Origin of the sequence: Novosphingobium sp. GV079, assembly GCF_003058045.1 — a bacterium.
Taxonomy (GTDB): domain Bacteria; phylum Pseudomonadota; class Alphaproteobacteria; order Sphingomonadales; family Sphingomonadaceae; genus Novosphingobium; species Novosphingobium capsulatum.
The window spans coordinates 107,614-130,519 of record NZ_QBUE01000003.1; the positions used below are offsets into that span (position 1 = coordinate 107,614).

The window sequence follows — 22,906 nt, forward strand, 5'->3', positions numbered from 1 at the left end:
GCTAGCCTATCCTCAAGCCTCAGCGCGCCGGACGGACGCCAGAGGTCTGTGCCTCAAGCATCAGGCGGTCCTGCGCCAGCGGGTCATGACCCAGGATCTCGCCCTTGAAGATCCAGGTCTTGATGCCGATCACGCCGTAGGCGGTGTGGGCTTCGGCTTCGGCGTAGTCGATGTGCGCGCGCAGGGTGTGCAGCGGAACGCGACCTTCACGGTACCATTCGACGCGGGCGATTTCCGCCCCGCCGAGACGGCCACCGCAGGTGATCTTGATGCCTTCGGCACCAAGACGCAGCGCGGACTGAACAGCGCGCTTCATCGCACGGCGGAACGCCACGCGACGGACGAGCTGGTCGGCAATGCCCTGGGCAACGAGCTTGGCATCGATTTCCGGCTTGCGGATTTCAACGATGTTCAGCTTCACGTCGCTGTTGGTCAGCTTGGCAAGCTTGGCGCGGAGCTTTTCAATGTCCGCACCCTTCTTGCCGATGATCACACCCGGACGGGCCGCGTAGATCGAGATGCGGCACAGCTTGGCCGGACGCTCGATCACCACCTTCGAGATCGCTGCCTGCGGCAGGCTCTCGACGATGAACTTGCGGATCTGAAGGTCTTCCTTCAGCAGCTGCTGGTAGTTGCGCCCTTCGGCGTACCAGCGGCTGTCCCAGGTGCGGTTGATCTGCAGACGCAGACCGATGGGGTTCGACTTGTGACCCATGGCTCAGGCCTCCTCGACTTCACGGACGACGATCCGAAGGCGCGAGAACGGCTTCAGGATGCGGGTCGACTTGCCACGACCACGGGTGTGGAAGCGCTTCATCGTGATCGACTTGCCAACCGAGGCTTCCGCCACGACGAGCGCGTCGACGTCCAGGTTGTGGTTGTTTTCCGCGTTGGCGATCGCCGAAGCGAGCACCTTGCGGGCGTCAACCGCCATGGCCTTCTTCGAGAAGGACAGGACATTGAGGGCGTCTTCAGCCTTCATGCCGCGGATCAGGGCAGCAACCAGGTTGAGCTTCTGGGCCGAACCACGAATGTTCGTGTTGACGGCCAGAGCTTCCTTGTCACCGACCCGGCGGGGAGCAGCAGACTTGCTCATCAGCGCTTACCCTTCTTGTCAGCGGCGTGGCCGGGGAAGTTGCGCGTCGGCGCAAATTCACCAAGCTTGTGGCCGACCATCTCTTCGCTCACGGAGACGGGGATGAACTTCTGCCCGTTGTAGACGTTGAACGTCAGACCAACGAACTGCGGGATGATGGTCGAACGACGCGACCAGGTCTTGATGGGGCCAGCGCGGCTGCCAGCATCCTGGGCCACTTCGGCCTTCTTCAGGAGGTGCAGGTCGACGAAGGGGCCCTTCCAGACGGAACGTGCCATGGGGTCTTACCTCTTCTTCTTCGCGTGGCGCGAACGAATGATGAACTTGTCCGTCTTCTTGTTGTGACGGGTGCGGGCGCCCTTGGTCGGCTTGCCCCACGGAGTGACCGGATGACGGCCACCCGAGGTGCGGCCTTCACCACCACCGTGCGGGTGGTCGACCGGGTTCTTTGCCACACCGCGCGTCAACGGACGACGGCCAAGCCAGCGGTTACGACCGGCCTTGGCAAGATTCTGGTTCGAGTTGTCGGGGTTCGACACGGCGCCGACGGTGCCCATGCAGTCGCCACGCAGGTAGCGCTGCTCGCCCGAGTTCAGGCGAACGATCACCATGCCGCGGTCACGACCGACGAGCTGGACGTAGGTACCGGCCGAACGGGCGATCTGACCGCCCTTGCCAGGCTTCATTTCCACGTTGTGGATGATGGTACCAACCGGCATCTGCGACAGGAGCATCGCATTGCCAGGCTTCACGTCGGTCTTTTCACCGGCAACCACCACGTCGCCCACGGCCAGGCGCTGCGGCGCCAGGATGTAGGCCTGCTCACCGTCTTCGTACGTGACGAGGGCGATGAACGCGGTGCGGTTGGGATCGTATTCCAGACGCTCGACAGTGGCCGGCATGTCCCACTTACGACGCTTGAAGTCGATGAAGCGGTACTTCTGCTTGTGGCCGCCCGCGATACCGCGGCTGGTCACGTGGCCCTTGTTGTTGCGGCCGCCGGTCTTGCTCTTGCCTTCGGTCAAAGCCTTGACAGGCTTGCCCTTCCACAGAGCCGACTTGTCGACGAGGACCAGGCCGCGGCGTGCGGGGCTGGTCGGGTTATAGCTCTTGAGTGCCATGGTCTATGCCTTCGCCTCAGATACCGCTGGTGACGTCGATCGACTGGCCTGCGGCCAGGGTCACGACGGCCTTCTTGACGTCGGTGCGCTTGTAGGGCTTGCCCTTCCAGCGCTTGGTCTTCCCCTTCTGGGTCAGCGTGTTCACCTTGGTGACCGCGACATTGAAGAGGGCTTCCACCGCCGCCTTGATCTCCGGCTTGGTCGCCTTTTCGGCAACCTTGAAGACCACGGCATTGTTTTCGCTCAGCAGCGTCGCCTTTTCGGTGATGTGGGGAGCCACGATCACGTCATAGTGACGCGTGTCGATTGCGTCCTTAGCCATTGAAACGCGCCTCCAGCTTCTCGACCGCGGCGCGCGTCAGCACCAGCGTATCATGCTTCAGGATGTCGTAGACGTTGGCGCCGATGGCGGGGAGCACGTTGACGCCGACGATGTTGCGGGCCGCGCGGGCAAAGCCCTCGTTGACCTGCTCACCATCCACGACGAGCACCTTCTTGCCGAAGCCGGCCTTGGCCAGTGTACCGGCCAGCGCCTTGGTCTTGGCGTCGGTCAGTTCCAGGCTGTCGATCACGACCAGGCCGTTCTGGGCCTTGGACGAGAGCGCCATCTTGAGACCGAGAGCGCGCACCTTCTTGTTCAGCGAAACGCTGAAGTCACGAACGCGCGGACCATGGGCCTTGCCACCGCCGATGAAGATCGGGGCCTTGCGGTCGCCGTGACGAGCGGTACCACCACCCTTCTGACGGCCGAACTTCTTGCCGGTGCGGGCAACGTCCGAACGCTCGCGAGCGCCACGGGCCGTGCCACGACGGTTTTCCAGCTGCCAGGTCACAACGCGGTGCAGGATGTCGGCGCGCGGTTCGAGACCGAACACGTCATCTGCGAGTTCCACGTCGCCGGCGGCCGAACCGTCCAGATTGAGGACTTGAACCTTCACGACTTAGCCCTCCTGGCCATCGGCGGCTTCGGGAGCGGCCTGTTCGTTGGTGTTGGCGGCCTTGAGACCGGCGGGATAGGGCGCCTGCGCGTGGCGATCGACCTTGACCGCGTCACGAACGAGCAGCCAGCCGTTCTTCGCGCCAGGGACCGAGCCCTTGACGAAGATCAGGCCGCGCGCATCGTCGGTGCGAACGATTTCGAGGTTCTGCTGGGTGCGCTGACGGTCGCCCATGTGGCCGGCCATCTTCTTGTTCTTGAAGACACGACCCGGATCCTGGCGGTTACCGGTCGAACCGTGAGCACGGTGCGAGATCGACACGCCGTGCGTGGCGCGCATACCGCCGAAACCCCAACGCTTCATGGCGCCGGCAAAGCCCTTGCCCTGGGTGTGGCCGGTGATGTCCACGTACTGGCCAGCAACGAAGTGCGAAGCGGCGATGCTGGCACCGACATCGAGCAGCGCGTCATCAGCGACGCGGAACTCGGCGACCTGCATCTTCAGCGGCACTTCTGCCTTGGCGAAGTGCTCGCGCTGCGGCTTGGCAACGTTCTTCTGCTTGGCTTCGCCAGCACCCAGCTGAAGCGCGACGTAACCGTCACGTTCGGCAGTGCGGACCGAAACCACCTGGCAATCTTCAAGCGAAAGGACGGTGACCGGCACGTGCCGACCATCTTCCTGGAACAGGCGGGTCATACCCACCTTCTTCGCGATCACGCCGGTGCGCATGATCTCATACTCCTCACAGAGGCCTTCGAGGGCCCATCCCCCAAAGGCGTGTTCAGCCCGTACAAGAAGCATGCCCCGTCCGGGCTGAGTGCCCCTGCCTGAACAGGAGCGAACGGGGGACGCTTTCCCGACCCTTGGCGCCGCACCCGAAGGCAGCGGCAGGAGGCCGGAGGTATCCCTTTTGTCGCGGCAGAACGAATTTTCCGCCAAGCCAGCCTCAGGGCCGGAAGAGATGATGGATCACAAGTGACCCAAAACTGGAAACCGATGAGGCTCGGTCAAGCCGCCCTGCCCGCCACACATGTGGGGGCGGGGCCAGGGCGCTGGCATCAGGCCAGCTTGATCTCGACGTTCACGCCGGCAGCGAGGTCCAGCTTCATCAGCGCGTCGACAGTGGCAGCGTTGGGCTGCACGATGTCAAGCAGGCGCTTGTAGGTGCGGACTTCAAACTGTTCGCGCGACTTCTTGTCGATGTGCGGACCGCGGTTGACGCAGAACTTCTCGATGCGGGTCGGCAGCGGAATGGGACCACGAATCAGGGCGCCGGTGCGGCGGGCGGTGTCCGCGATTTCACCAGTGGCCTGGTCCAGTACGCGATGATCGAAGGCCTTAAGGCGAATGCGGATGTTCTGGGCTTCCATGTCCGTTTACCGATGCGAAAGAGCGAAAACAAAAACCAGCCGCCCTACCCTCTGATCCCCTCCCGATGGATGGGGAGAAAGCGGGGCGACTGATCAAAAAGACCGTCCGGCGGGAGAGCGAATCTCCCGCCGGTCCGGCGCCTATATTACTTCGTGATCTTGCTGACAACCCCCGAACCGACGGTCCGGCCGCCTTCGCGAATGGCGAAGCGAAGACCTTCGTCCATGGCGATCGGCGCGATCAGCTTGACCGACAGGGTGAGGTTGTCGCCCGGCATCACCATTTCGGTGCCTTCGGGGAGAACCACTTCACCGGTGACGTCGGTGGTGCGGAAGTAGAACTGCGGGCGGTAGTTGGCGAAGAACGGCGTGTGACGGCCACCTTCGTCCTTCGACAGCACGTAGACTTCGGCGGCGAATTCGGTGTGCGGCGTCACCGAACCCGGCTTGGCGAGAACCTGGCCACGCTCGACTTCTTCACGCTTGATGCCACGGATCAGGGCGCCAACGTTGTCGCCAGCTTCGCCCTGGTCGAGCAGCTTGCGGAACATTTCCACGCCGGTGACGGTGGTCTTCTGGGTGTCCTTGAGGCCGATGATTTCGACTTCTTCACCCACCTTGACGATGCCGGTTTCGATACGGCCGGTCACCACGGTGCCGCGACCCGAGATCGAGAACACGTCTTCGACGGGCATCAGGAACGGCTTGTCGGTCGGACGCGGCGGCTGCGGGATGTAGCTGTCGACAGCGGCCATCAGCTCGGTGATCGAGTTCTTGCCGATGTTGTCGTCGCGACCTTCGAGAGCGGCCAGAGCCGAACCCTTGACGATCGGAATATCGTCGCCCGGGAAATCGTACGACGAGAGCAGTTCACGAACTTCCAGTTCGACGAGTTCGAGGATTTCCTCGTCGTCAACCTGGTCGACCTTGTTCATGTACACGACCAGAGCCGGCACGCCGACCTGGCGGGCGAGCAGGATGTGCTCGCGGGTCTGCGGCATCGGGCCGTCAGCAGCGTTCACGACCAGGATCGCGCCGTCCATCTGGGCGGCACCGGTGATCATGTTCTTCACATAGTCAGCGTGACCCGGGCAGTCGACGTGCGCGTAGTGACGGTTGGCAGTTTCATACTCGACGTGTGCGGTCGAGATGGTGATGCCGCGTTCGCGCTCTTCAGGAGCCTTGTCGATGTTCGCGTAGTCCGTGAACGTCGCGCCGCCGGTTTCGGCGAGGACCTTGGTGATCGCTGCGGTCAGCGTGGTCTTGCCATGGTCAACGTGACCGATGGTGCCGATGTTGCAGTGCGGCTTGTTCCGCTCAAACTTAGCCTTGGCCATTGTTCAAACCTTCTATTCGCTTGTCTGTGAATTCTGCGGGGTACGGCACCCGACGGAATCAGGCGCCGCCCCTAGCCTGATCAGAGTGATCAGGCAAGCTTCTCCTTGACCTCAGCCGCGACATTCGCCGGAACTTCGTCATAGTGAGAGAACTGCATGGTGTACTGCGCGCGACCCTGCGTGAAAGAACGCAGCTGGTTCACGTAGCCGAACATGTTCGCGAGCGGTACCATGGCGTCGACGACCTGGGCATTGCCCCGGCTGTCGGTACCCTGGATCTGGCCACGACGCGAGTTCAAGTCGCCGATCACGTCACCCATAAATTCCTCAGGGGTCACGACCTCGACGCTCATGATCGGCTCGAGCAGCTTGATGCCCGACTTCTGAGCCGCTTCACGCATGGCACCGCGACCGGCGATTTCGAAGGCCAGGGCCGACGAGTCGACGTCGTGGTAAGCACCGTCGTAGAGCAGGATTTCGAAGTCGATGATCGGGAAGCCAACCAGCGAACCGGTGGCTGCCGTTTCGCGCATGCCCTTTTCAATCGCGGGGATATATTCCTTGGGAATATTACCGCCCTTGATTTCATCCTTGAAGATGATGCCCGAGCCGCGTTCGCCCGGCGTGATCTTGACCTTCACGCGGCCGAACTGACCGGTACCACCCGACTGCTTCTTGTGCGTGTAGTCGAGGTCCACCGGCTTGGCGAGGTATTCGCGGTAGGCCACCTGGGGCGCGCCCACGTTGGCTTCCACCTTGAATTCGCGACGCATGCGATCGACGATGATGTCGAGGTGCAGTTCGCCCATGCCCTTGATGATCGTCTGGCCCGATTCGTGATCGGTCGAGACGCGGAACGAGGGATCTTCGGCAGACAGGCGATTGAGCGCGATGCCCATCTTTTCCTGGTCGGCCTTGGTCTTGGGCTCCACCGACAGTTCGATAACCGGCTCGGGGAATTCCATGCGTTCGAGCACGATCGGCGCGCGTTCGGCGCAGAGCGTGTCGCCCGTGGTGGTTTCCTTCATGCCGGCCAGCGCGATGATGTCGCCAGCGAAGGCTTCGTCCACGTCCTTGCGGTCGTTGGCATGCATTTCGAGCATGCGGCCGACCTTTTCCTTCTTCTGCTTCACCGAGTTCAGGTAGGTGCCCTTGGTGAGCGTACCCGAATAGATGCGGATGAAGGTGAGCGAGCCGACGAACGGATCGTTCATGACCTTGAACGCCAGCGCCGAGAACGGCGCGTCGTCCTTGGGCGGACGGCTGTCCTTTTCGTCGCTGTCGACCTTGACGCCCTGGACGTCTTCGATGTCGAGCGGCGAAGGCAGGTAGTCGACCACGGCGTCGAGCAGGGGCTGCACGCCCTTGTTCTTGAACGCCGAGCCGCAGCACACCGGCACGAACGAGTGGTTCAGCGTGCCCTTGCGGATCAGCTTCTTGAGCGTTTCGGCGTCGGGCTCGTTGCCTTCGAGATAGGCTTCCATCGCCTCGTCGTCCTGTTCGACGGCGAGTTCGATCAGTTCCGAACGGTAGATCGCGGCTTCGTCAGCCAGGTCAGCCGGGATTTCTTCGTAGAAGAATTCGGCGCCGAGCGATTCGTCCTTCCAGATGATCGCGCGGTTATTGACCAGGTCGACCAGGCCCTTCAGATCGGCTTCGAGACCGATCGGAATGTAGAGCACGGCAGGCTTGGCACCGAGGCGGTCGATGATCGACTGCACGCAGTACTTGAAGTTGGCGCCGGTGCGGTCGAGCTTGTTGATGAAGCACATGCGCGGCACGCCGTACTTGTCAGCCTGGCGCCACACGGTTTCCGACTGCGGCTCAACGCCGGCAACGCCGTCGAAGCACGCAACCGCACCGTCGAGCACGCGCAGCGAACGTTCGACTTCGATGGTGAAGTCGACGTGGCCGGGGGTGTCGATGATGTTGATGCGGTGGTCGTTCCAGAAGCAGGTCGTCGCGGCCGACGTGATCGTGATGCCGCGTTCCTGTTCCTGTTCCATCCAGTCCATCGTCGCAGCGCCGTCGTGCACTTCGCCGATCTTGTAGGACTTGCCGGTGTAGTAAAGGATGCGCTCGGTCGTCGTCGTCTTGCCGGCGTCGATGTGCGCCATGATACCGATGTTGCGGTAACGCTCGAGCGGATGGCTGCGGGCCATGGTGTGTTCCTTGGGTTCGGGAAGGGCCGGATTGCTCCAGCCCACCCCATATGGTTACTGCTGTGACCGTTTGAAGACGGCCACGTGACCAGTTTTTCGGAAGCTTACCAGCGGTAGTGGCTGAACGCGCGGTTGGCGTCGGCCATGCGGTGGGTGTCTTCGCGCTTCTTCACGGCGTTGCCACGGTTGTTGGCGGCATCCAGCAGTTCAGCCGACAGGCGGGCCGACATGGTGGTTTCCGAACGGTTGCGGGCGGCCGTGATCAGCCAGCGAATCGCCAGGGCCTGGGCGCGCTCGGGGCGCACTTCCACGGGAACCTGGTAGGTGGCACCACCAACGCGGCGCGAACGCACTTCGATGTGCGGCTTCACGTTGTTCAGCGCATCGTGGAACAGCTGAACCGGGTCAGCCTTGGCACGGGTCTGCATGGTGTCGAGAGCGCCATAGACGATGCTTTCGGCAACCGACTTCTTACCATCGAGCATGAGGTTGTTCATGAACTTCGACAGAACCTGATCACCGAACTTCGGATCGGGCAGGATGACCCGCTTTTCCGGACGACGACGACGTGACATGTTGAATTCCTTCTGATCGGGCCAGCTTCAAGGCCAGCCGCTCATTCCGGCAAGGCAGCCTGGCGGAGCATCACCTGCCCCCACCAGCCGCGCTTGCGGCCACCATTACTTCGGACGCTTGGCGCCGTACTTCGAACGGCTCTGCTTGCGGTCCTTGACGCCCTGCGTGTCGAGCACGCCGCGCAGCACGTGGTAGCGCACGCCGGGAAGGTCGCGTACACGGCCGCCGCGGATCAGCACCACGGAGTGTTCCTGCAGGTTGTGGCCTTCGCCGGGAATGTACGAAATGACTTCGCGGCTGTTGGTCAGACGGATCTTGGCGACCTTGCGGAGAGCCGAGTTCGGCTTCTTCGGGGTGGTCGTGTAGACGCGGGTGCAAACGCCGCGCTTCTGCGGGTTCTGCTCCATCGCAGGGACCTTGCTCTTGGCCTTCTGCGGGACGCGACCCTTGCGGATCAGCTGGTTGATCGTAGGCATGAAGTACTCTTCACCTTGGTTATGGCAACGCCGGAACAGGTGAAGGAAAGACGCCTCATGCAATGGGTCGGCACTGCGCAGCACGAGGCCGCAGCGCATGACGCATCGAATGAGCCGAAAACACTCCACCCAGGCCAACGGCACCGGGTTACTTTGACGGCTGGCATCCCGGCAGGCGCCCTTGCCGATTCGGCAAGATCCAACCCAAAGGGAAAAGGGCCACCCATGGCGGATTACCGCCACTTGCAGCCCCATGCGCACCGGCAATGTTCAGCTCTTTAACTGGCCGGCAGCACGCAAATGCATACCGGAACGAGTGCGCCCCTACGCCAAAGGGCCGATCCGGTCAAGGCAGGCGCCACGGTGCAATTACTACCAGCGCAGTTGAGATTTCACTTTGTCACGTCCTGACATGTGATACCATCACCCTTGCAACGCCCGCCCCACGCGCTTGGAGCGCGCAGGCGTTGCCCGGCAGGCACAATCAGGCCGCCGGTACATGGCTGAGAGGAGAAACGCATGGCTTACGTCGATCAGACTGCCCGTCGTCCTTCGCTGCGCATCGGCCTTGCGGTCGGCCTGCTCCATCTGGGGGTGGGCGCCGCACTCCTCACCACGTTCGCGGGCGGCGCGATTACGGCGGTGATCCACCACACCCTGCAGGGGAACAACTGGACCTATGTGCCACCCCCGCCGCCCAAACCAACCACGACGCCCGTGCGCAAGCCGCCGCCAACCGCGCCCACGCATATCGACACCACGCCGCCGGTCATCGACAAGCTGGCCCCGGCCAATCCGCTGCCCCAAACTGGCCCGAGTACGCTGCCGCAGATCGACGACGGACCCGTGGTGATCCGGCCAACCGAGCCCTTCTTCCCGCCGCCGCCCGAACCGCAGCCCCAGGCCACCCCACAGCGCGCCACACCCAAGGGCAATCCCGGCGACTGGGTCACGCGCAACGATTATCCTGGCCAGGCGGTGCGCGAGGGCTGGACCGGCGTAACCCGGTTTCGGCTAACGATCGGCCGCGACGGGCGCGTCGCCGATTGCGCGATCACCGCCAGCAGCGGGCACGATCTGCTGGACGCTACGGCCTGCGCACGCATCGCCAGCCGTGCGCGGTTCGCCGTCGCTACCGATGCTAGTGGTGCGGCCACCACGGGCATCTACCTCGGCTCGATCCGCTGGGAGCTGGATGAATAGGGCCTAGCGCTGAGACAGCAAAGCCCGGCTGCAAGCAGCCGGGCTTTGCTACACGCCTGCCAGACATCAGCCTGGCCTTCAGTCAGCAGTCATTTCAAAGGAAAAGGCCGGCGCCGGGCGTGGCTGGTCAGTTGCGAGCGTGGACTGCGCGACTGCACCCATCGCTGCCTGCCAGTTGAGCATGAGATCGGTCATCGCCGCCAGGCCGCGCGCGGTCAGGCACACGAACGTGCGCCGGCCATCGCGACCATCGTCCTCGCGCTCCACCAGGCCGCGCGCTTCCAGGATGCGCAGCCAGCGCAGCGCCGTGGTGGGCGGAACGTTGGCGCCGATACAGGCGCTGGTCGTGGGCACGCGGCGCGCCTCTGCCGCGGCGATGAACAGGTCGAGCAGGATATCCCAGGTTGGCTCGCCAAACAGGTCTGCCGCCAGGAACCGTTCGCGCCGCCGCCGCGCGGCATAGACTTCGCGAGCCATCGCCAGCGCTGGCGCCGGGATGGCCGGGCGCGGCACACCGGCAGTGGGTGCTGCTGCCATGATCTGCTCGTTTCGAAAGGTCATGCCCTGCACTCCATCACTTCGGCGCGCGGCGGCTCGCATCGATCGCACCGTCATGCCGCCCTCCCCGCTGGAGTCAGCATGGCTGCAGCGATCAGGTCAGCCGCCAGCCATGATAGTCGCCCAGCCGGCGCGCGCGGTGCATGTGCGCGGCCGTGCCAAAGATCAGCAACAGCAGTTGCAACGAGAAGGGAACCTGCGTCATCACCCAGTACGCCTTGCGCACCATGGCCAGCTCCCACAACTTGGCGGCGTGGCCGAGCACGACCAGCGCCTGCGCCGCGCTGACGGCCAATGGCCAGGCGCGGTTGGCGCGCAAGGCCACCCACAGCAGGACGATGAACGCCCAAAGATCGATCACCAGGTGACCGGGATTGACCGCAAACCATGCGGGATCTCCGAAGATTGCGTGGTTGGCAACGTCGAGCGCGAATGTCGCGAGCAGGATCGCCGCCACCGACTGTTCAGGTTCGCCGCCCTTGCGGGCGGCGAACAGAACGGCGCAGGCCAGGAGAATGCGAGGTAGCCAGAGCGAGAGCATCGGCCGTCACATCCTCCATACCCATGCCGGAGACAAGGTCAGGCTGCGTGCGCCAGGGGCGCCATCACCCCACCGGACGCATCGGCCGGATCGACCAGCGTCGCGGTCTTGGGGCATTCGTCATTGCCGCCCATGGTTTCGGCCGCAATGGCACTGAGCCGGCCGTGCACGCGCGCCAATTCGCCACCCGCATCGACCATCGCCTGCTGGCTCTTGAGCAGGCGCATCAGCGCATCCTGCCCGAGGAACGGCGGCAGCCCCGCCTCACGCCGCGCAGACACCATCGAAGAAAGCAGGTTGGCCTGGCGGATCAACGCCTCGTCCAGCGCTGCTTCCGCCTCGTGCAGATCGCGGGTTACGCGCAGTTGCGCCACCGCCGGCGTCATCGCGCCAGCCACTGCGGCCCGAACCGTATTGTTGTGCTTGGTATTGGTCATCGTCATCTGCCTCCACACGACACCACCGGTGCCGTCCCCATGTTGATGCGGAGGAGATCCGACAGGTTAACGATCCACGATCCTGGACAACTGCGAGAACATCGTCAGCCCACCCAGGACGGTGAGGATCAGGACCATCGCGATAAGGGCCATTGCCCCCAGTCGCATCAGCGTCCCGTAAGGTCCGTCGAACATCTCCGGAAGGACACGATGATACCCTTGGTCCATGGTGGCGGACGCTTGCGTGGTGGGATGATCCCCATCATCGCCACCTTCGTCTACCGGGGCTTCGGGCTCGTCTTGTCCTTCGCTGTCCTTGTGCGTCGGAATGATGACCTTGGCGACATCCTGCGAACCATATACGGGTTTTACGGATACCCCGGCAGACCCGGTTTCTTCCAGCAAAAGCCTATATGCCTGAGCTACTTCGCTGCGCGAGGTGACGCCCAGCTTGCCCCGTGCCAGCAGGATGCGCTGATCGACCGTATAGGGCGAGATACCCAGTATCCGGGATATCTCCTTCGAGGTCTTGTGCTGGATCAGAAGGTTCAGCACCTCGCGCTGCTTGGCCGTCAACGCATCAAGCGGCGAGGAAGAGGAAGGCGATCCGGTCATGACTTGCCTCCCATCCTATCCGCAGCGCCAGGTGCATGCCAGCCCGCAACCCACAAGCTGCGAATCAGCGCCGGGTCAAGTCGGTGCCCCGTATCGGTATTCATGAACCGGCAAGCATGGTCGATGGCATAGCCCCCTGTAACAATGGTTAACGTAAAAGCCCACCCGCCGGGAGCGCAATCCGATTGCATATCCGCGATGGGCGCCACATATCCTTTTCCATAGGGAGACAGCAGGCTTGGAGATCCGTCACATGTACGCGCGGCGCAGCGGCAAGGTATTGGCGTTGTGCCGGCTGACGATGGCCGCGATGTTCATGGCCGGCATCGTGTTCTCTCCCGATGTGGCGCTGCGCAATCCCGGCATCACCCGGATACTGGCTGGTGGCTATGTCTTCTGGGTCATCATCCTCGCCTGCGCGGCCTGGACGGATTGGTGGTATGATTGCCGCCTGGCCCCGGCCGCGCAGGTGATCGATTTCGTGGCATTTGCCGGCGCGATCTATTTTACCGAGCGCCCGCAAGGCGTGCTGACCGGGCCGTTTCTGGTGTTCGGCACGTTTCTGCTGCTGGTTGCCCTGGTGCGCTGGGGCACGATCGGCGTGGCGACGACCGGCATGGGCCTGTTCTTTGCCGCGATCGTGCCGGCCGGGATGCTGACGCTTGGCGGGGCCGCCCCCGATCCGCTGCGCTTCGTGCGTGGGCTGATCTGCATGGTCGTGGTGTCGATGCTGATGCTGTGGCTGGCCAGCCGCCAGCGCGGGCGGCGCGTGGTGACCCTGCCCGAACCAGCCGGCCCTCCCGGCGCGCGCCGCAACCGCGTGTTGGCCAGCGCCTTGCGCCAGGCCTGCCTCACCATGGGGGCACGCGGCGCGGCCCTTGCGGTGGCCTGGGGTGACGAGCCCTGGATCGATCTGCTGATCGAGGACGATGGCCGCGTCACGAGCGAGCGCCAGGGCCCGAGCGCCCTGTCCACGGCCCTGGCCATGCCTGCCCCCCCCACCCTGTTCGATCGCCAGCGCGCGCGCCGCATCGGCCTGCCGGCGGAGCACCAGTTGGTAATCGAGCGCAGCACTGCCGCCATTCCGCTGGCCGAGATCTGTGGCGTCAACGAAGGCATTCTTGCCACGTTCAGTTCTGTTTCCAGCCAGGGGCAACTGCTGGTCTGGGGCATTCCCGCCATGGCGGTGGACGACCTGCCGTGGATGAGCGCCCTGGTGCGCGAGATCGGCCTGGCGCTCGACCGCGAGGAAATGGCCACCCTGGCCAAGAGCTCGGCCGTGGCCGAAGTGCGCAATGCCTTGGCGCGCGACCTTCACGACAGCGTCGTACAGTTCCTGGCCGGCACGATGTTCCGGCTCGAGGCGCTGCGTCGCCGCCTGCGCGACGGCAAGGACCCTGAGGGCGAAATCGTAGCGATGAAGGAAGCGCTGCGCCGCGAGCAGGCGCAGTTGCGCGTAATGATCGACCGACTGCGCCGCGGCGAGGACGGTGATCGCGCTGCCGACGTGACCGAGGAATTGCGCAGCCTGGTCGAGGAAATGTCGGCCCACTGGCGCGTCCAGATCCGCTTTGACGGACAGACCGGCCCGCTGCCGGTGCCGATCCATCTTGCCTATGAGTTGCGACAAATGGTGCGCGAGGCTGTTGCCAATGCCGCCCGACATGGCCAGTGCAGCGAAGTGATGATTTCGCTCCACCACGACGGGTCCACCCTGACCGTTACGATTGCAGACGACGGGGTTGGCTTTCCAGGGGCGGGCCAGTTGTGCCAGCCGCGCTCGATCACCGAGCGCGTGGCGGCACTGGGTGGCCGTGTGCGCATCGCCGAACATTCCAACAACCATCTGCGCCCGGGCGCCCGCCTCGATATCGAAGTGCCCACCCGCATCAATGCATGACAGGCCTGAAGGCATGACCACGATCCTTGTTGCTGACGACCACGGCTTTATCCGCGCTGGCGTTGCCGCCGTGCTGCGCGATAGCCGCTTCAAAGTGGTCGCCGCCACGGCCAGCGGCGAGGAAACGCTGGACGCGATCGCCACCCACGATCCCGAAATCGTCGTGCTGGATATCAACATGCCCGGCATGAACGGGGTCCAGGTGCTCGAAACGCTGCGGGCCCGGGGCGATCGGCGGCGGGTCGTGCTGCTGACTGCCGAGCTGACCGATCGCAATCTGCTGGCGGTGATGCGCGCGGGCGTCGAGGGCATCGTCTCCAAGGATGGCGCCGGCGATGAACTGATCGATGTGCTGGCCAAGGTGGAGGAAGGCGAACGGGCCATTTCGGCAGACCTTCTGCAGCGCGCGCTTGACCTGTCGCTTCATCCCGAGGGCACCGGGCCGCTCGATCGCCTGAACCCACGCGAGCGGCGCATCGCCCGCCTGGTGGCGCGCGGCATGCGCAATCGCGATATCGGCGCGGAACTGAATATCGGCGAAGGCACCGTGAAGGTTTACCTTCACGCCATGTACCAGAAGCTGGGCATCGACAACCGCACCGAGCTGGCCCTGATGGCCGTCAACGATATGGCAGACTAAGGCCGTAGACCACCACGAGGGCTGCCAAAGAGAACCGGCGCGCCCTCCCCCCCAGGAAGACGCGCCGGCCTATCGGCCCGTATGCCACGGGCACGGGCCAAACCTGCCAAGCTGTCAGGTCGGGGTCAATACCAGCGTTGCTGCGGCCGTATTGCTGATCGGGATGTGATAATTCCGCGTCACTTCGGCATGCGGCCCCTGGCCCAGCGCGCCACGTGCGGCGATCCAGTTGACGATCTCCACCCCTTGCGTGCCGGCGATCGCGGCAACCTCTTCCGTTGAATGGCGCAACAGCGCCTCGGGATCGTTGGCCAGGTGATCGAGGCAGAAGCGGTCATAGTCGGCATTGATGAACCCGGCGCGCGCGCCATCCAGCTGATGCGACAAGCCGCCCGATCCGATCACCACCACGCGTGTGTCATCCTGCCAGGATTGCAACGCACGGTGGACGGCACGGCCCAGATCATAGCAGCGCTGCGGCGAGGGTAGCGGGTATTGCACGGTGTTGATCGCAATCGGCACGATCTTCACCGGCCAGGCCGCCACGTCGGGATAGGCGAGCTCGAACGGGATCGACAGGGCGTGGTCGACCTTCATCTTCTGGCACATCGTGATGTCGAACCCGCTGCCGACCAGTTCCTCGATAATGTGCCAGGAAAGGCCGGGATCGCCTTGGAAAGTCTTGTAAACCGGCAGGCCCCAGCCTTCATCCTCGTTGGGATAGGCCGCCGCCGCGCCCACCGCGAACGTGGGCATGGCATCGAGGAAGAAGTTGAGCCCATGATCGTTGTAGAACACAATGGCCACGTCCGGGCGCGCCTGCGCCAGCCACGTTCGCACCGGTGGATAGCCATCGAAGAACGGCTTCCAATAGGGCTCTGCCTGGGCGCCGCGCGCAATCGCGCCGCCGATGCCGGGAACGTGGCTGCTGAAATAACCACCGATGATCTGCGCGCTCATGCCGCCACTCCCACGTCATTGCTGGCCGGGGCGCAGCCCGCGGCCTCGCCCTGGTCGAGCAGGTATTGCTTGAATTCGGCCACGCTCATGCCGGTTTGCAAGGCGCCGAGATCTTGCACGTTGAGGCCAAAAATGCCCGCCAGCTTGGCCAGGTAATAGACATTGCCACCTGCCTCGATCATCGCCAGCACATCGCGCCGCGCCACCGCATCGCGCTGTTCGGGCGTAAGGTTATAGCGCCGGCAGTACGCGTCTTCGTCGGCCAGGAATGCGGCGCGATTGGCCGTGTCGTTGAATGAAAAGCACATGGCATTGAGTTCGAAACCGCGGCTGGCGAGTTCACCATCGAACAGCAGCGTGCCGGCGATCCCGCGCCGCAGTGCCATACTTTCAGGGTTGGTCATCGCTGCATCCTCCATGCCCATCCGCCCTGGTCCGGTGACGGATCGGGGCACCTGTGCAAGATAGCCCAGCCGCGCGCCGCCTCCTTGACGCATGTCAAAAGCGGCAAAAGCGCGGGATAGTGGGTGCAGGAGCCATCGATAGGGATGGTTACGCAAGGGGCTGACCGGGCTTTTCAAGCCTTGCCAAACCCCGTCTAGGCAGGGTCATGGCCCTGACCAATGCCGAACGGCAACGCCGCTATCGCCAGAAACTCAAAGCCCGCGCATCGGGAGAGGCGGCAGGCGATCTGGTGCGCGCGATGGTGGACCGCGCGGTTGCCGTCCTGTGGCGCGTGCGCGCCGCCGCCGCCCCCGAAGACGCCTTGATCGTTCCGGCCGGGCTGCCAGCAGATCTGCCCACCACCCCGCCCTCGCTGGACGCATTCCGCGCCACGCTAGCGCGGCATCCCGCCAGCCTGCTCGCACTGTGCCGCACCACGCTGCAACGCAGCCAGGCGCTTGGCCTAGAAGAGCGCGCCTTGCTCTGCAGCCTGCTGGAGATCGAGGCCGCATTAAGGCTGTCCCGCCCCCGCCAGCCCTAGTTATTTGGGCCAATTGGCCCGGCGCAAACGGAAAAAGGGCTGCGGTTCGCCGGCAATGGCGTTAACACTGTTTTACAAAGATCCGCCGCAGGGATTCGCCCGGCGCGGCCAGGGTCAAAGGGGCGCAGATGAAAGTTCTGACCGGGGTTTCCGGCATGATGCGCGCCGCGCTGATCCGGCAGCGCAGCGCACTGCAACAGGCGATCCTGTGCGCCCTTCTGGTGTTCGTGCCGTCGCTCCTGCGCCTGGTGATAGAGCCGCAACCTGCGGTGATGCCGTTCCTCGCGTTCTGGCCCACGGTGCTGATCGCCGCCCTGCTGCTGGAACAGGGCTTTGCCATGCTGGCCGTGTTCGGCTCGTTTGCCGTGGCGCAGTGGCTGTTTGCCGGATCGATCATGGGCATCGCCTGGCACGGTCGGCCGCTCGTGTCGCTGCTGGTGGGCGCCGCCTGCGTGGTCCTGGTCATGGGCATGGCGATAGTGGCGCGCACCACGGTGCGCGAACTTGACGCCGTCAACCGCCAGCAGGACACCTTCAACCGCGAATTGCGCCACCGTTGCCGCAACCTGCTGTCGATAATCCAGGCCCTGTCGGCGCGTGGGCCACGTGCCGAAAACCCGCTCGATTTCTTCCGCGAGTTTTCCCACCGCCTGGACAGCCTGGCCAAAGCCAGCGACCTGCTGCGCATCGGCACCGAAGCCGAAGGGCATCTTCCCGAACTGATCGAGCGCACTATCGGCCCCTTCGGCCAGGGATCACGCATCCGCCTGAGCGGCACTCCCTGCACAGTGCCCGAGCCAAGCTGCATTCCGCTGATCATGGCGGTGCACGAGCTGTGCACCAATGCGATCAAGCACGGCGCGCTGTCCGATCCCGCCGGCTGGGTCGATCTGCGCTGGTTTCTGGCACCCGATGGTGACCGGCTCTACCTGCTGTGGAAGGAATCGGGTGGGCCGCTGGTCAGCCCACCGGCCCACCAAGGCACGGGATCGCACCTGCTGCGCGCGCAGCCGGGGCTCGAAGCAGTCGATCTCATGTTCGATCCGCGCGGGGTCTGGTGTGAGATGCTGATCGTTGGCGCCCGCGCCTGCACGGCGGCAGAAGCCGCCTGAAACGCCACGTAACGGGCCTGATCACAGCGTTATAGTTCCGAGCCGGAAGCATCTGCCGGAATGGCCTGATGCCACACTGCTATACCCGCAAGGCAACAAGGGCCTTGTGGGGGTGTTACAACGTGGATCGGCAAATGCTGCGCCTGTTCCTGCGCAGATATCGCGGAAATCTTGGATTGGTCGCCGTGGCCAGCCTGCTGTTGAACGTCCTGGTCTTTGCCGGGTCGGGCTACATGATGCTGGTTTACGATTCGGTTCTGCCCAGCCGAAGCATTCCCACCTTGGTGGGGCTGTTTGTCATGCTGGTGCTGATCTACGTATTTCAAGCGGTTTTCGAGGCAATTCGGGCAGAGGCGCTACTGGGCGTTGCCAATGGCGTGCACGATGATCTGTTCGGTGCTGTCCACTATGCCACGGTCGCCCGCCCGCTGCGCGCGGGGCCGGACAAGGGCGATGGGCTGCAGTTTGCCCGCGACCTGGACGCGGTGCACACGTTTCTGGCTGGCGCCGGCCCGGTTGCGCTGATCGACCTGCCCTGGGTGGTGATGTTCCTGGTGGTGCTGGCCGCACTGCACTGGTGGCTGGGGCTGACCGCGCTGGCCGGCGTCATGGTGATGGCGGTGCTGGCGCTGCTGTCCAACCGCCGCACGCAAACCGCCTCGCGCGAGTTGGCGATGATCACCGGGCAGCGTAGCGCCGCCACGCTGTCCGAAATCCGGTTTGCCGAATCCGCCTTTGCCATGGGCATGCAGGATCGTCTGGTGGCGCGCACCTCTGGTTGGGAAAGCCAGTTCATTGCCGCGCAATCGGCACTGGCGCGCACCGTTTCGCGCCTGGGTGGGGCCAGCCGCACGTTCCGCATGCTGCTGCAATCGATCATCCTGACCGTGGGCGCACTGCTGGTGATCGATGACAAGGCCAGCGGCGGCGTGATCCTGGCATCCTCGGTGCTCTCGGGCCGCGCCCTGGCACCGGTCGATTCCGCGATTGCCAACTGGAAAGGGCTGGTGGCCGCACGCAGCGGTTGGAGCCGGATCGTCCAGGCGATCACCACGTTCCGCCGCCCGCCAGAACGGCAGGTAACACTCGATCGCCCGCGCGGAGAACTTGCCCTGCGCGATCTGTGGGTGGCGCCACCGGGCACGCAGCGCTTCACCGTCCAGGGCGTGTCGCTGTCGCTGCAACCTGGTCAGGCCCTGGCCGTGATCGGCCCGAGTGCCGCGGGCAAGACGACACTGGTGCGTGGCATCCTGGGCATCTGGAAACCGCAGCGTGGTGAGGTGCGGCTGGATGGCGCCACGCCAGACCAGTGGGATGCCGAAGCGCTGGGCAGTGCCTTTGGCTATGTGCCGCAAACGGTCGATCTGATCGATGGCACGGTGGGCCAGAACATCGCCCGGTTCGATCCGGCCGCAACGTCCGACGGGGTGATGGCCGCGGCGCGCGCCGCCAGCCTGCACGAGGCGATCCTGGCCCTTCCCGATGGCTATGACACGCCGGTGTCCGCCGGGGGCAGCGAGCTTTCCGCCGGGCAGCGCCAGCGGGTGGGCCTGGCCCGCGCGCTTTATGGCAACCCGCATCTGCTGATTCTGGACGAGGCGAATTCCAACCTTGATGCCGTGGGTGATGCCGCGCTCAACCGCGCCGTGATGGACATGCGCCAGCGGGGTGGCATCGTGATCATGATCACCCATCGCCCGGCCACGCTCGGCCCGATCAGCCATGTCGCGGTGATGCAGAATGGCCGCCTTGTCGATTTCGGCGAACGCGACGCCGTGATGCAGCGCACTCTGCAGGCAAACGACAGCACCGCCACGGCCAGTGCCCCGGCGCCGGGCCGACTGGCGCAGGAGGCCGCACGATGAACGCCCCGCTCTCTCCCGAGGCCATGCGGCAATTGCTGCCGGCACTGTGGATCGACCAGCCCAGCGCGCCGCGCCCCCTTGCCCCACGCCTGCTGGTGCGGCTGGTGTTTGCCCTCGCCGGGCTGATGGCCCTGCTGTTCGCCCTGGCTGCGATCGTGCCTATCGGTGGCGCGGTGATCGGCGGTGGCCAGGTGGGCGTGGAAAGCAGGGTCAAGCGCATTGCCCATCCCACAGGCGGCGTCATCACCACGATCGCGGTGATCAATGGCCAACATGTGCGCCAGGGTGAGCTGCTGATGAGGCTGGATGACCGGGTGACCGGCGCTGATGCCACCTATTCCAACCTCACCGTGGAACAGCTGCTGGCGCAGAAAGCCAGGCTGGAAGCAGAGCGGCTGGGCCTGGGCCAGGTGGTCTTTCCGGCCGACCTGTTGCGAGCGGGCAACCCCAGTGCGGCCAAGGCCATGGCCGACGAACAGCACCTGTTCGCCATGCGCCAGACCGAAGAAGGTCAGTTGCGCGCCCAGCTCGCCGCGCGCGTGGCGCAATACAACCAGCAGATCACCGGGCTTCAGGCGCAGATCGATGCCCTGCGCCAGCAACGCCACCTGATCGAGCCGGAACGCCAGGGCGTGCGCGACCTGTGGGACAAGCAGCTGGTCACGATCAACCGCCTGAACCAGCTGGAACGCACGGCCGTGGATATCGACGGGCAAGTGGCGCAGTTGCAGGCGCAGATCGCCCAGACCCGCGCCCGCATTACCGAAGCGCAGGAGCAATCGATCCAGACGGTGCAGACCCGCCGCGTCCAGGCCGGCACCGATCTGGCCCAGGTCAATACCGCGCTCAACCAGCAGCAGCTGCGCAAGGTCAGCGCATCGGACCAGAAGGACCGCAGCGAAATCCGCGCGCCCTATTCCGGCACGATCGAAAAGATTGCCTTTGCCGCGATCGGCGATGTCGTACGGCCAGCCGAGCCGATCATGGAAATCGTACCCGATCACGATGTCATGGTCGTCGAAGCCTCGGTCAGCCCCACCGACATCGACCAGGTGCGCGTGGGCCAGGCGGCGCGGGTGCGGTTTTCCGCGTTCAACCGCGCGGCGACCCCGGAAATTCCCGGCCGGGTGATCTATGTCGCCACCGATCGGACAGACAACCAGGAAACGCGCCAGGCCTATTACACCGTGCGCATTGCGGTGGACCAGGCGGCCGTGGCGCGCGAGGGGCTGGCGCTGCGCAGCGGGATGCCCGCCGAAACCTATATCGAGACCGGCAACCGGTCGCTGCTGTCCTATGTCACCAAGCCGCTGCGTGACCAGTTCATGCGCGCTTTCCGCGACAATTGAGGGGGATTTCCGCCATGCGCCCTGCCCTGCGCCATCTGCGTCCCGTCTGCGTGCGCCGGTCACGCCTGCGCCTAAACCTGCACCTAAACCTGCACTGGGCCTGCGCCACGGCCGCGCTGGCCCTGCTTATGCCCACCGCTCGGGCGCAGGAGGCGGTCAATATCGATCGCACTGCCGGCCTGCCGCCCGAAACCCCGGCAGACATCGCCGAGGGCGCGCTGTCAGGCCGGCCGGTTTCCACGCTGACCGATGCCCTGCGCTATGCCTATTGGACATCGCCGGCCCTGCTGGCCCAGCGCAGCAGCACGCAGAGCAGCGCCTGGGGCGTGGCACAGGCACGCGCCGCCTATGGCCCCAAGCTGGACTATGCCCTGACCTATGGCTGGACGCGCGACCGGTTCGAAATTGCCAAGGGCGTGTTTCTGGGCCGCAGCGGTTGGACATCTACCGCCACGGCCGTGTTGACCCAACCCTTGTTCAGCTTTGGCCGGTCGTTTGCCAACGAACGCGGCGCACGCGCCCAGGCCGCCTATCAGCAGGCCGTGCTGCAATCGGCTGAACAGCAGGCCCTGCTCGATGCGGCCGATGCCTTTGTCGGCCTGCGCCGCACCCGCACGGCCGTGGCCATCGCTGCAGACAACCTGGCCGCGCTGACCCGCGAATTGACCGACAATCGCGCGCGCCTGGCCGCACACGAGGTGACCGCCACCGATATCCAGCAGGTGGAAACCAGGGTGGAACTGGGCCGCGTGCAACTGCTTGCCGCGCAGCGCGACGCCGGCACGGCCGAGGCTGCATTCCTGCGCATGGTCGGCACCCGGCCGGGCGATCTTGCGCCGCCACCGCCGCTGCAATTGCCGGTGGCCGATCTGGAAGAAGCCTATGCCTATGCCGAAACGCATAACCCGCTGATCCACGCCGCGCAGGAGCGCGAGCGCGCCTCGCGCGCCAGCGTGGAAGCGGCCAGAGCGGAGCGCCGCCCGCGCTTCGATTTCCAGGGGACGGCAGCGCTGCTGCCCTACTCGGCCGGCTTTTCCAACTATTCCGATACCTTGCGCCAGACCGAGATCAAGGGCGTGGTCACGCTGTCTGGCCCCCTGTTTGACAGTGGCGAGCGCGCCGCGCGCGTGCATGCCGCGCAAGCGGCCAATGACGCCGATTGGCGCCTGATGGACGCCACCTTGCGCGAAAATCGTGCGGCCCTTGCCGGCGCATGGAACGATTGGCAGGCCCAGACCGCCGCGATCGACACCCTCGCCAAGGCGGTGGCCTCCGCGCAAAACGCCTATGATGGCGCCGTGCTGCAAGAGCGGGCGGGCATGTTCACCACGCTCGACGTGCTGCAACTCGCGCGCGAACTGCTCCAGGCGCGCAGCGCCTACAACGATGGGGTGGCCGGCGCCTATCTTGCCAAGGTGCAGGTACTGGCCGCGCTGGGCGCACTCGATGCCGCCTGGCTCCTGCCCGATGGCCCGCGTCGCGATGCGCAGGGCGATGCCTGGCGCGTGGCCGGCAAGGCCGATGTCCCGCTCGTGACCGACGCCGTGCGCGCGCTTGATGGCCTGGTGGAAGGCAGCGCGTCTCCCCGCTCTGCACGCGATCCGGCGGCGCATACGCCGATCCCTGCGGCGGCGCTGTCGCGTGGCGAAAACTAACGGATGCCGC

At 64.7% G+C, this 22,906-nt stretch carries 26 protein-coding genes; 8 read left to right on the top strand and 18 right to left on the bottom strand.

Going from position 1 to position 22,906, the window contains the following annotated elements; genetic code table 11:
• Window positions 1-19 precede the first annotated feature (19 nt).
• From rpsC to rpsL, 12 genes are all read right to left on the bottom strand, one after another.
• Window positions 20-715 (bottom strand): 30S ribosomal protein S3, encoded by a 696-nt coding sequence (gene rpsC / locus C8K14_RS04300; protein ID WP_022675057.1) that lies wholly within the window; start codon window positions 713-715, stop codon window positions 20-22.
• Between the two features lie 3 nt (window positions 716-718).
• Window positions 719-1,096: a 50S ribosomal protein L22 gene (gene rplV / locus C8K14_RS04305; RefSeq protein WP_022675058.1), complete on the bottom strand. Its 378-nt coding sequence runs from the start codon at window positions 1,094-1,096 to the stop codon at window positions 719-721.
• Window positions 1,096-1,374: a 30S ribosomal protein S19 gene (rpsS, locus tag C8K14_RS04310; protein ID WP_022675059.1), complete on the bottom strand. Its 279-nt coding sequence runs from the start codon at window positions 1,372-1,374 to the stop codon at window positions 1,096-1,098. Before rpsS ends, rplV begins: the two co-directional genes overlap by 1 nt.
• Before the next feature lie 6 nt (window positions 1,375-1,380).
• The gene (gene rplB, locus C8K14_RS04315; protein WP_022675060.1) at window positions 1,381-2,217 is read right to left on the bottom strand and encodes a 50S ribosomal protein L2; all 837 of its coding nucleotides are present in this window, start codon (window positions 2,215-2,217) and stop codon (window positions 1,381-1,383) included.
• Window positions 2,218-2,233: 16 nt separating this feature from the next.
• Window positions 2,234-2,539, bottom strand: coding sequence for a 50S ribosomal protein L23 (locus C8K14_RS04320; RefSeq protein ID WP_107715830.1), 306 nt, complete (start codon window positions 2,537-2,539; stop codon window positions 2,234-2,236).
• Window positions 2,532-3,155 (bottom strand): 50S ribosomal protein L4, encoded by a 624-nt coding sequence (gene rplD / locus C8K14_RS04325; protein ID WP_022675062.1) that lies wholly within the window; start codon window positions 3,153-3,155, stop codon window positions 2,532-2,534. The genes C8K14_RS04320 and rplD overlap by 8 nt, the downstream gene beginning before the upstream one ends.
• Window positions 3,156-3,158: 3 nt before the next feature.
• A complete protein-coding gene (rplC, locus tag C8K14_RS04330; RefSeq protein ID WP_022675063.1) occupies window positions 3,159-3,884 on the bottom strand; it encodes a 50S ribosomal protein L3 in 726 nt (241 codons plus the stop codon).
• 329 nt (window positions 3,885-4,213) lie between these two features.
• A complete protein-coding gene (gene rpsJ / locus C8K14_RS04335) occupies window positions 4,214-4,525 on the bottom strand; it encodes a 30S ribosomal protein S10 (protein ID WP_011444906.1) in 312 nt (103 codons plus the stop codon).
• 146 nt (window positions 4,526-4,671) lie between these two features.
• Window positions 4,672-5,862, bottom strand: coding sequence for an elongation factor Tu (tuf, locus tag C8K14_RS04340; protein WP_022675064.1), 1,191 nt, complete (start codon window positions 5,860-5,862; stop codon window positions 4,672-4,674).
• An 89-nt stretch (window positions 5,863-5,951) separates the two neighbouring features.
• Window positions 5,952-8,024, bottom strand: coding sequence for an elongation factor G (gene fusA / locus C8K14_RS04345; protein ID WP_028657518.1), 2,073 nt, complete (start codon window positions 8,022-8,024; stop codon window positions 5,952-5,954).
• 104 nt (window positions 8,025-8,128) lie between these two features.
• Window positions 8,129-8,599, bottom strand: a complete 471-nt coding sequence (gene rpsG / locus C8K14_RS04350; RefSeq protein ID WP_022675066.1) for a 30S ribosomal protein S7 — start codon at window positions 8,597-8,599, stop codon at window positions 8,129-8,131.
• Window positions 8,600-8,704: 105 nt separating this feature from the next.
• Complete coding sequence (gene rpsL, locus C8K14_RS04355) at window positions 8,705-9,076, bottom strand: 30S ribosomal protein S12 (RefSeq protein WP_022675067.1); 372 nt, start codon at window positions 9,074-9,076, stop codon at window positions 8,705-8,707.
• A gap of 519 nt (window positions 9,077-9,595) precedes the next feature.
• Here rpsL and C8K14_RS04360 point away from each other — a divergent pair.
• Window positions 9,596-10,279, top strand: coding sequence for an energy transducer TonB (locus C8K14_RS04360; protein ID WP_054130542.1), 684 nt, complete (start codon window positions 9,596-9,598; stop codon window positions 10,277-10,279).
• A 78-nt stretch (window positions 10,280-10,357) separates the two neighbouring features.
• On the opposite strand, the gene C8K14_RS04365 is transcribed toward C8K14_RS04360, so the two are convergent.
• The 4 genes from C8K14_RS04365 to C8K14_RS23190 all read right to left on the bottom strand — a co-directional run bounded on the left by C8K14_RS04365 (window position 10,358) and on the right by C8K14_RS23190 (window position 12,430).
• Window positions 10,358-10,840 carry a MarR family winged helix-turn-helix transcriptional regulator gene (locus tag C8K14_RS04365; RefSeq protein ID WP_233250899.1) on the bottom strand — a complete coding sequence of 161 codons (483 nt, stop codon included), beginning with the start codon at window positions 10,838-10,840 and terminating at the stop codon, window positions 10,358-10,360.
• Between the two features lie 91 nt (window positions 10,841-10,931).
• Entirely contained in the window at window positions 10,932-11,378 is a 447-nt protein-coding gene (locus C8K14_RS04370) for a hypothetical protein (protein ID WP_022675070.1), read from the bottom strand.
• A gap of 38 nt (window positions 11,379-11,416) precedes the next feature.
• Window positions 11,417-11,815 (bottom strand): hypothetical protein, encoded by a 399-nt coding sequence (locus C8K14_RS04375; protein WP_231627512.1) that lies wholly within the window; start codon window positions 11,813-11,815, stop codon window positions 11,417-11,419.
• A gap of 66 nt (window positions 11,816-11,881) precedes the next feature.
• On the bottom strand, window positions 11,882-12,430 hold the full coding sequence (locus tag C8K14_RS23190; RefSeq protein WP_107715831.1) for a helix-turn-helix transcriptional regulator: 549 nt from the start codon (window positions 12,428-12,430) through the stop codon (window positions 11,882-11,884).
• Window positions 12,431-12,683: 253 nt separating this feature from the next.
• On the opposite strand from C8K14_RS23190, the gene C8K14_RS04385 reads away from it, so the two are divergent.
• Together C8K14_RS04385 and C8K14_RS04390 are read left to right on the top strand one after the other, a co-directional pair.
• A complete protein-coding gene (locus C8K14_RS04385; protein ID WP_054130544.1) occupies window positions 12,684-14,330 on the top strand; it encodes a sensor histidine kinase in 1,647 nt (548 codons plus the stop codon).
• Between the two features lie 13 nt (window positions 14,331-14,343).
• Entirely contained in the window at window positions 14,344-14,970 is a 627-nt protein-coding gene (locus C8K14_RS04390; RefSeq protein ID WP_022674799.1) for a response regulator transcription factor, read from the top strand.
• Window positions 14,971-15,084: 114 nt separating this feature from the next.
• Here the strand turns inward: C8K14_RS04390 and C8K14_RS04395 are convergent, their stop codons facing one another.
• Together C8K14_RS04395 and C8K14_RS04400 are read right to left on the bottom strand one after the other, a co-directional pair.
• On the bottom strand, window positions 15,085-15,930 hold the full coding sequence (locus C8K14_RS04395) for a class III extradiol dioxygenase family protein (protein ID WP_022674798.1): 846 nt from the start codon (window positions 15,928-15,930) through the stop codon (window positions 15,085-15,087).
• Window positions 15,927-16,427, bottom strand: coding sequence for a protocatechuate 4,5-dioxygenase subunit alpha (locus C8K14_RS04400; protein ID WP_233250900.1), 501 nt, complete (start codon window positions 16,425-16,427; stop codon window positions 15,927-15,929). Before C8K14_RS04400 ends, C8K14_RS04395 begins: the two co-directional genes overlap by 4 nt.
• A 113-nt stretch (window positions 16,428-16,540) precedes the next feature.
• Between C8K14_RS04400 and C8K14_RS04405 the strand changes: the two genes are divergently transcribed.
• The 5 genes from C8K14_RS04405 to C8K14_RS04425 all read left to right on the top strand — a co-directional run bounded on the left by C8K14_RS04405 (window position 16,541) and on the right by C8K14_RS04425 (window position 22,896).
• Complete coding sequence (locus C8K14_RS04405) at window positions 16,541-16,915, top strand: hypothetical protein (RefSeq protein ID WP_054130546.1); 375 nt, start codon at window positions 16,541-16,543, stop codon at window positions 16,913-16,915.
• Between the two features lie 128 nt (window positions 16,916-17,043).
• A complete protein-coding gene (locus C8K14_RS04410; RefSeq protein WP_022674795.1) occupies window positions 17,044-18,027 on the top strand; it encodes a sensor histidine kinase in 984 nt (327 codons plus the stop codon).
• Window positions 18,028-18,161: 134 nt separating this feature from the next.
• Window positions 18,162-19,892, top strand: coding sequence for a type I secretion system permease/ATPase (locus C8K14_RS04415; protein ID WP_255420048.1), 1,731 nt, complete (start codon window positions 18,162-18,164; stop codon window positions 19,890-19,892).
• Complete coding sequence (locus C8K14_RS04420) at window positions 19,889-21,241, top strand: HlyD family type I secretion periplasmic adaptor subunit (RefSeq protein WP_107715833.1); 1,353 nt, start codon at window positions 19,889-19,891, stop codon at window positions 21,239-21,241. The genes C8K14_RS04415 and C8K14_RS04420 overlap by 4 nt, the downstream gene beginning before the upstream one ends.
• 14 nt (window positions 21,242-21,255) lie before the next feature.
• Entirely contained in the window at window positions 21,256-22,896 is a 1,641-nt protein-coding gene (locus tag C8K14_RS04425; protein ID WP_107715834.1) for a TolC family protein, read from the top strand.
• Window positions 22,897-22,906: the final 10 nt, after the last annotated feature.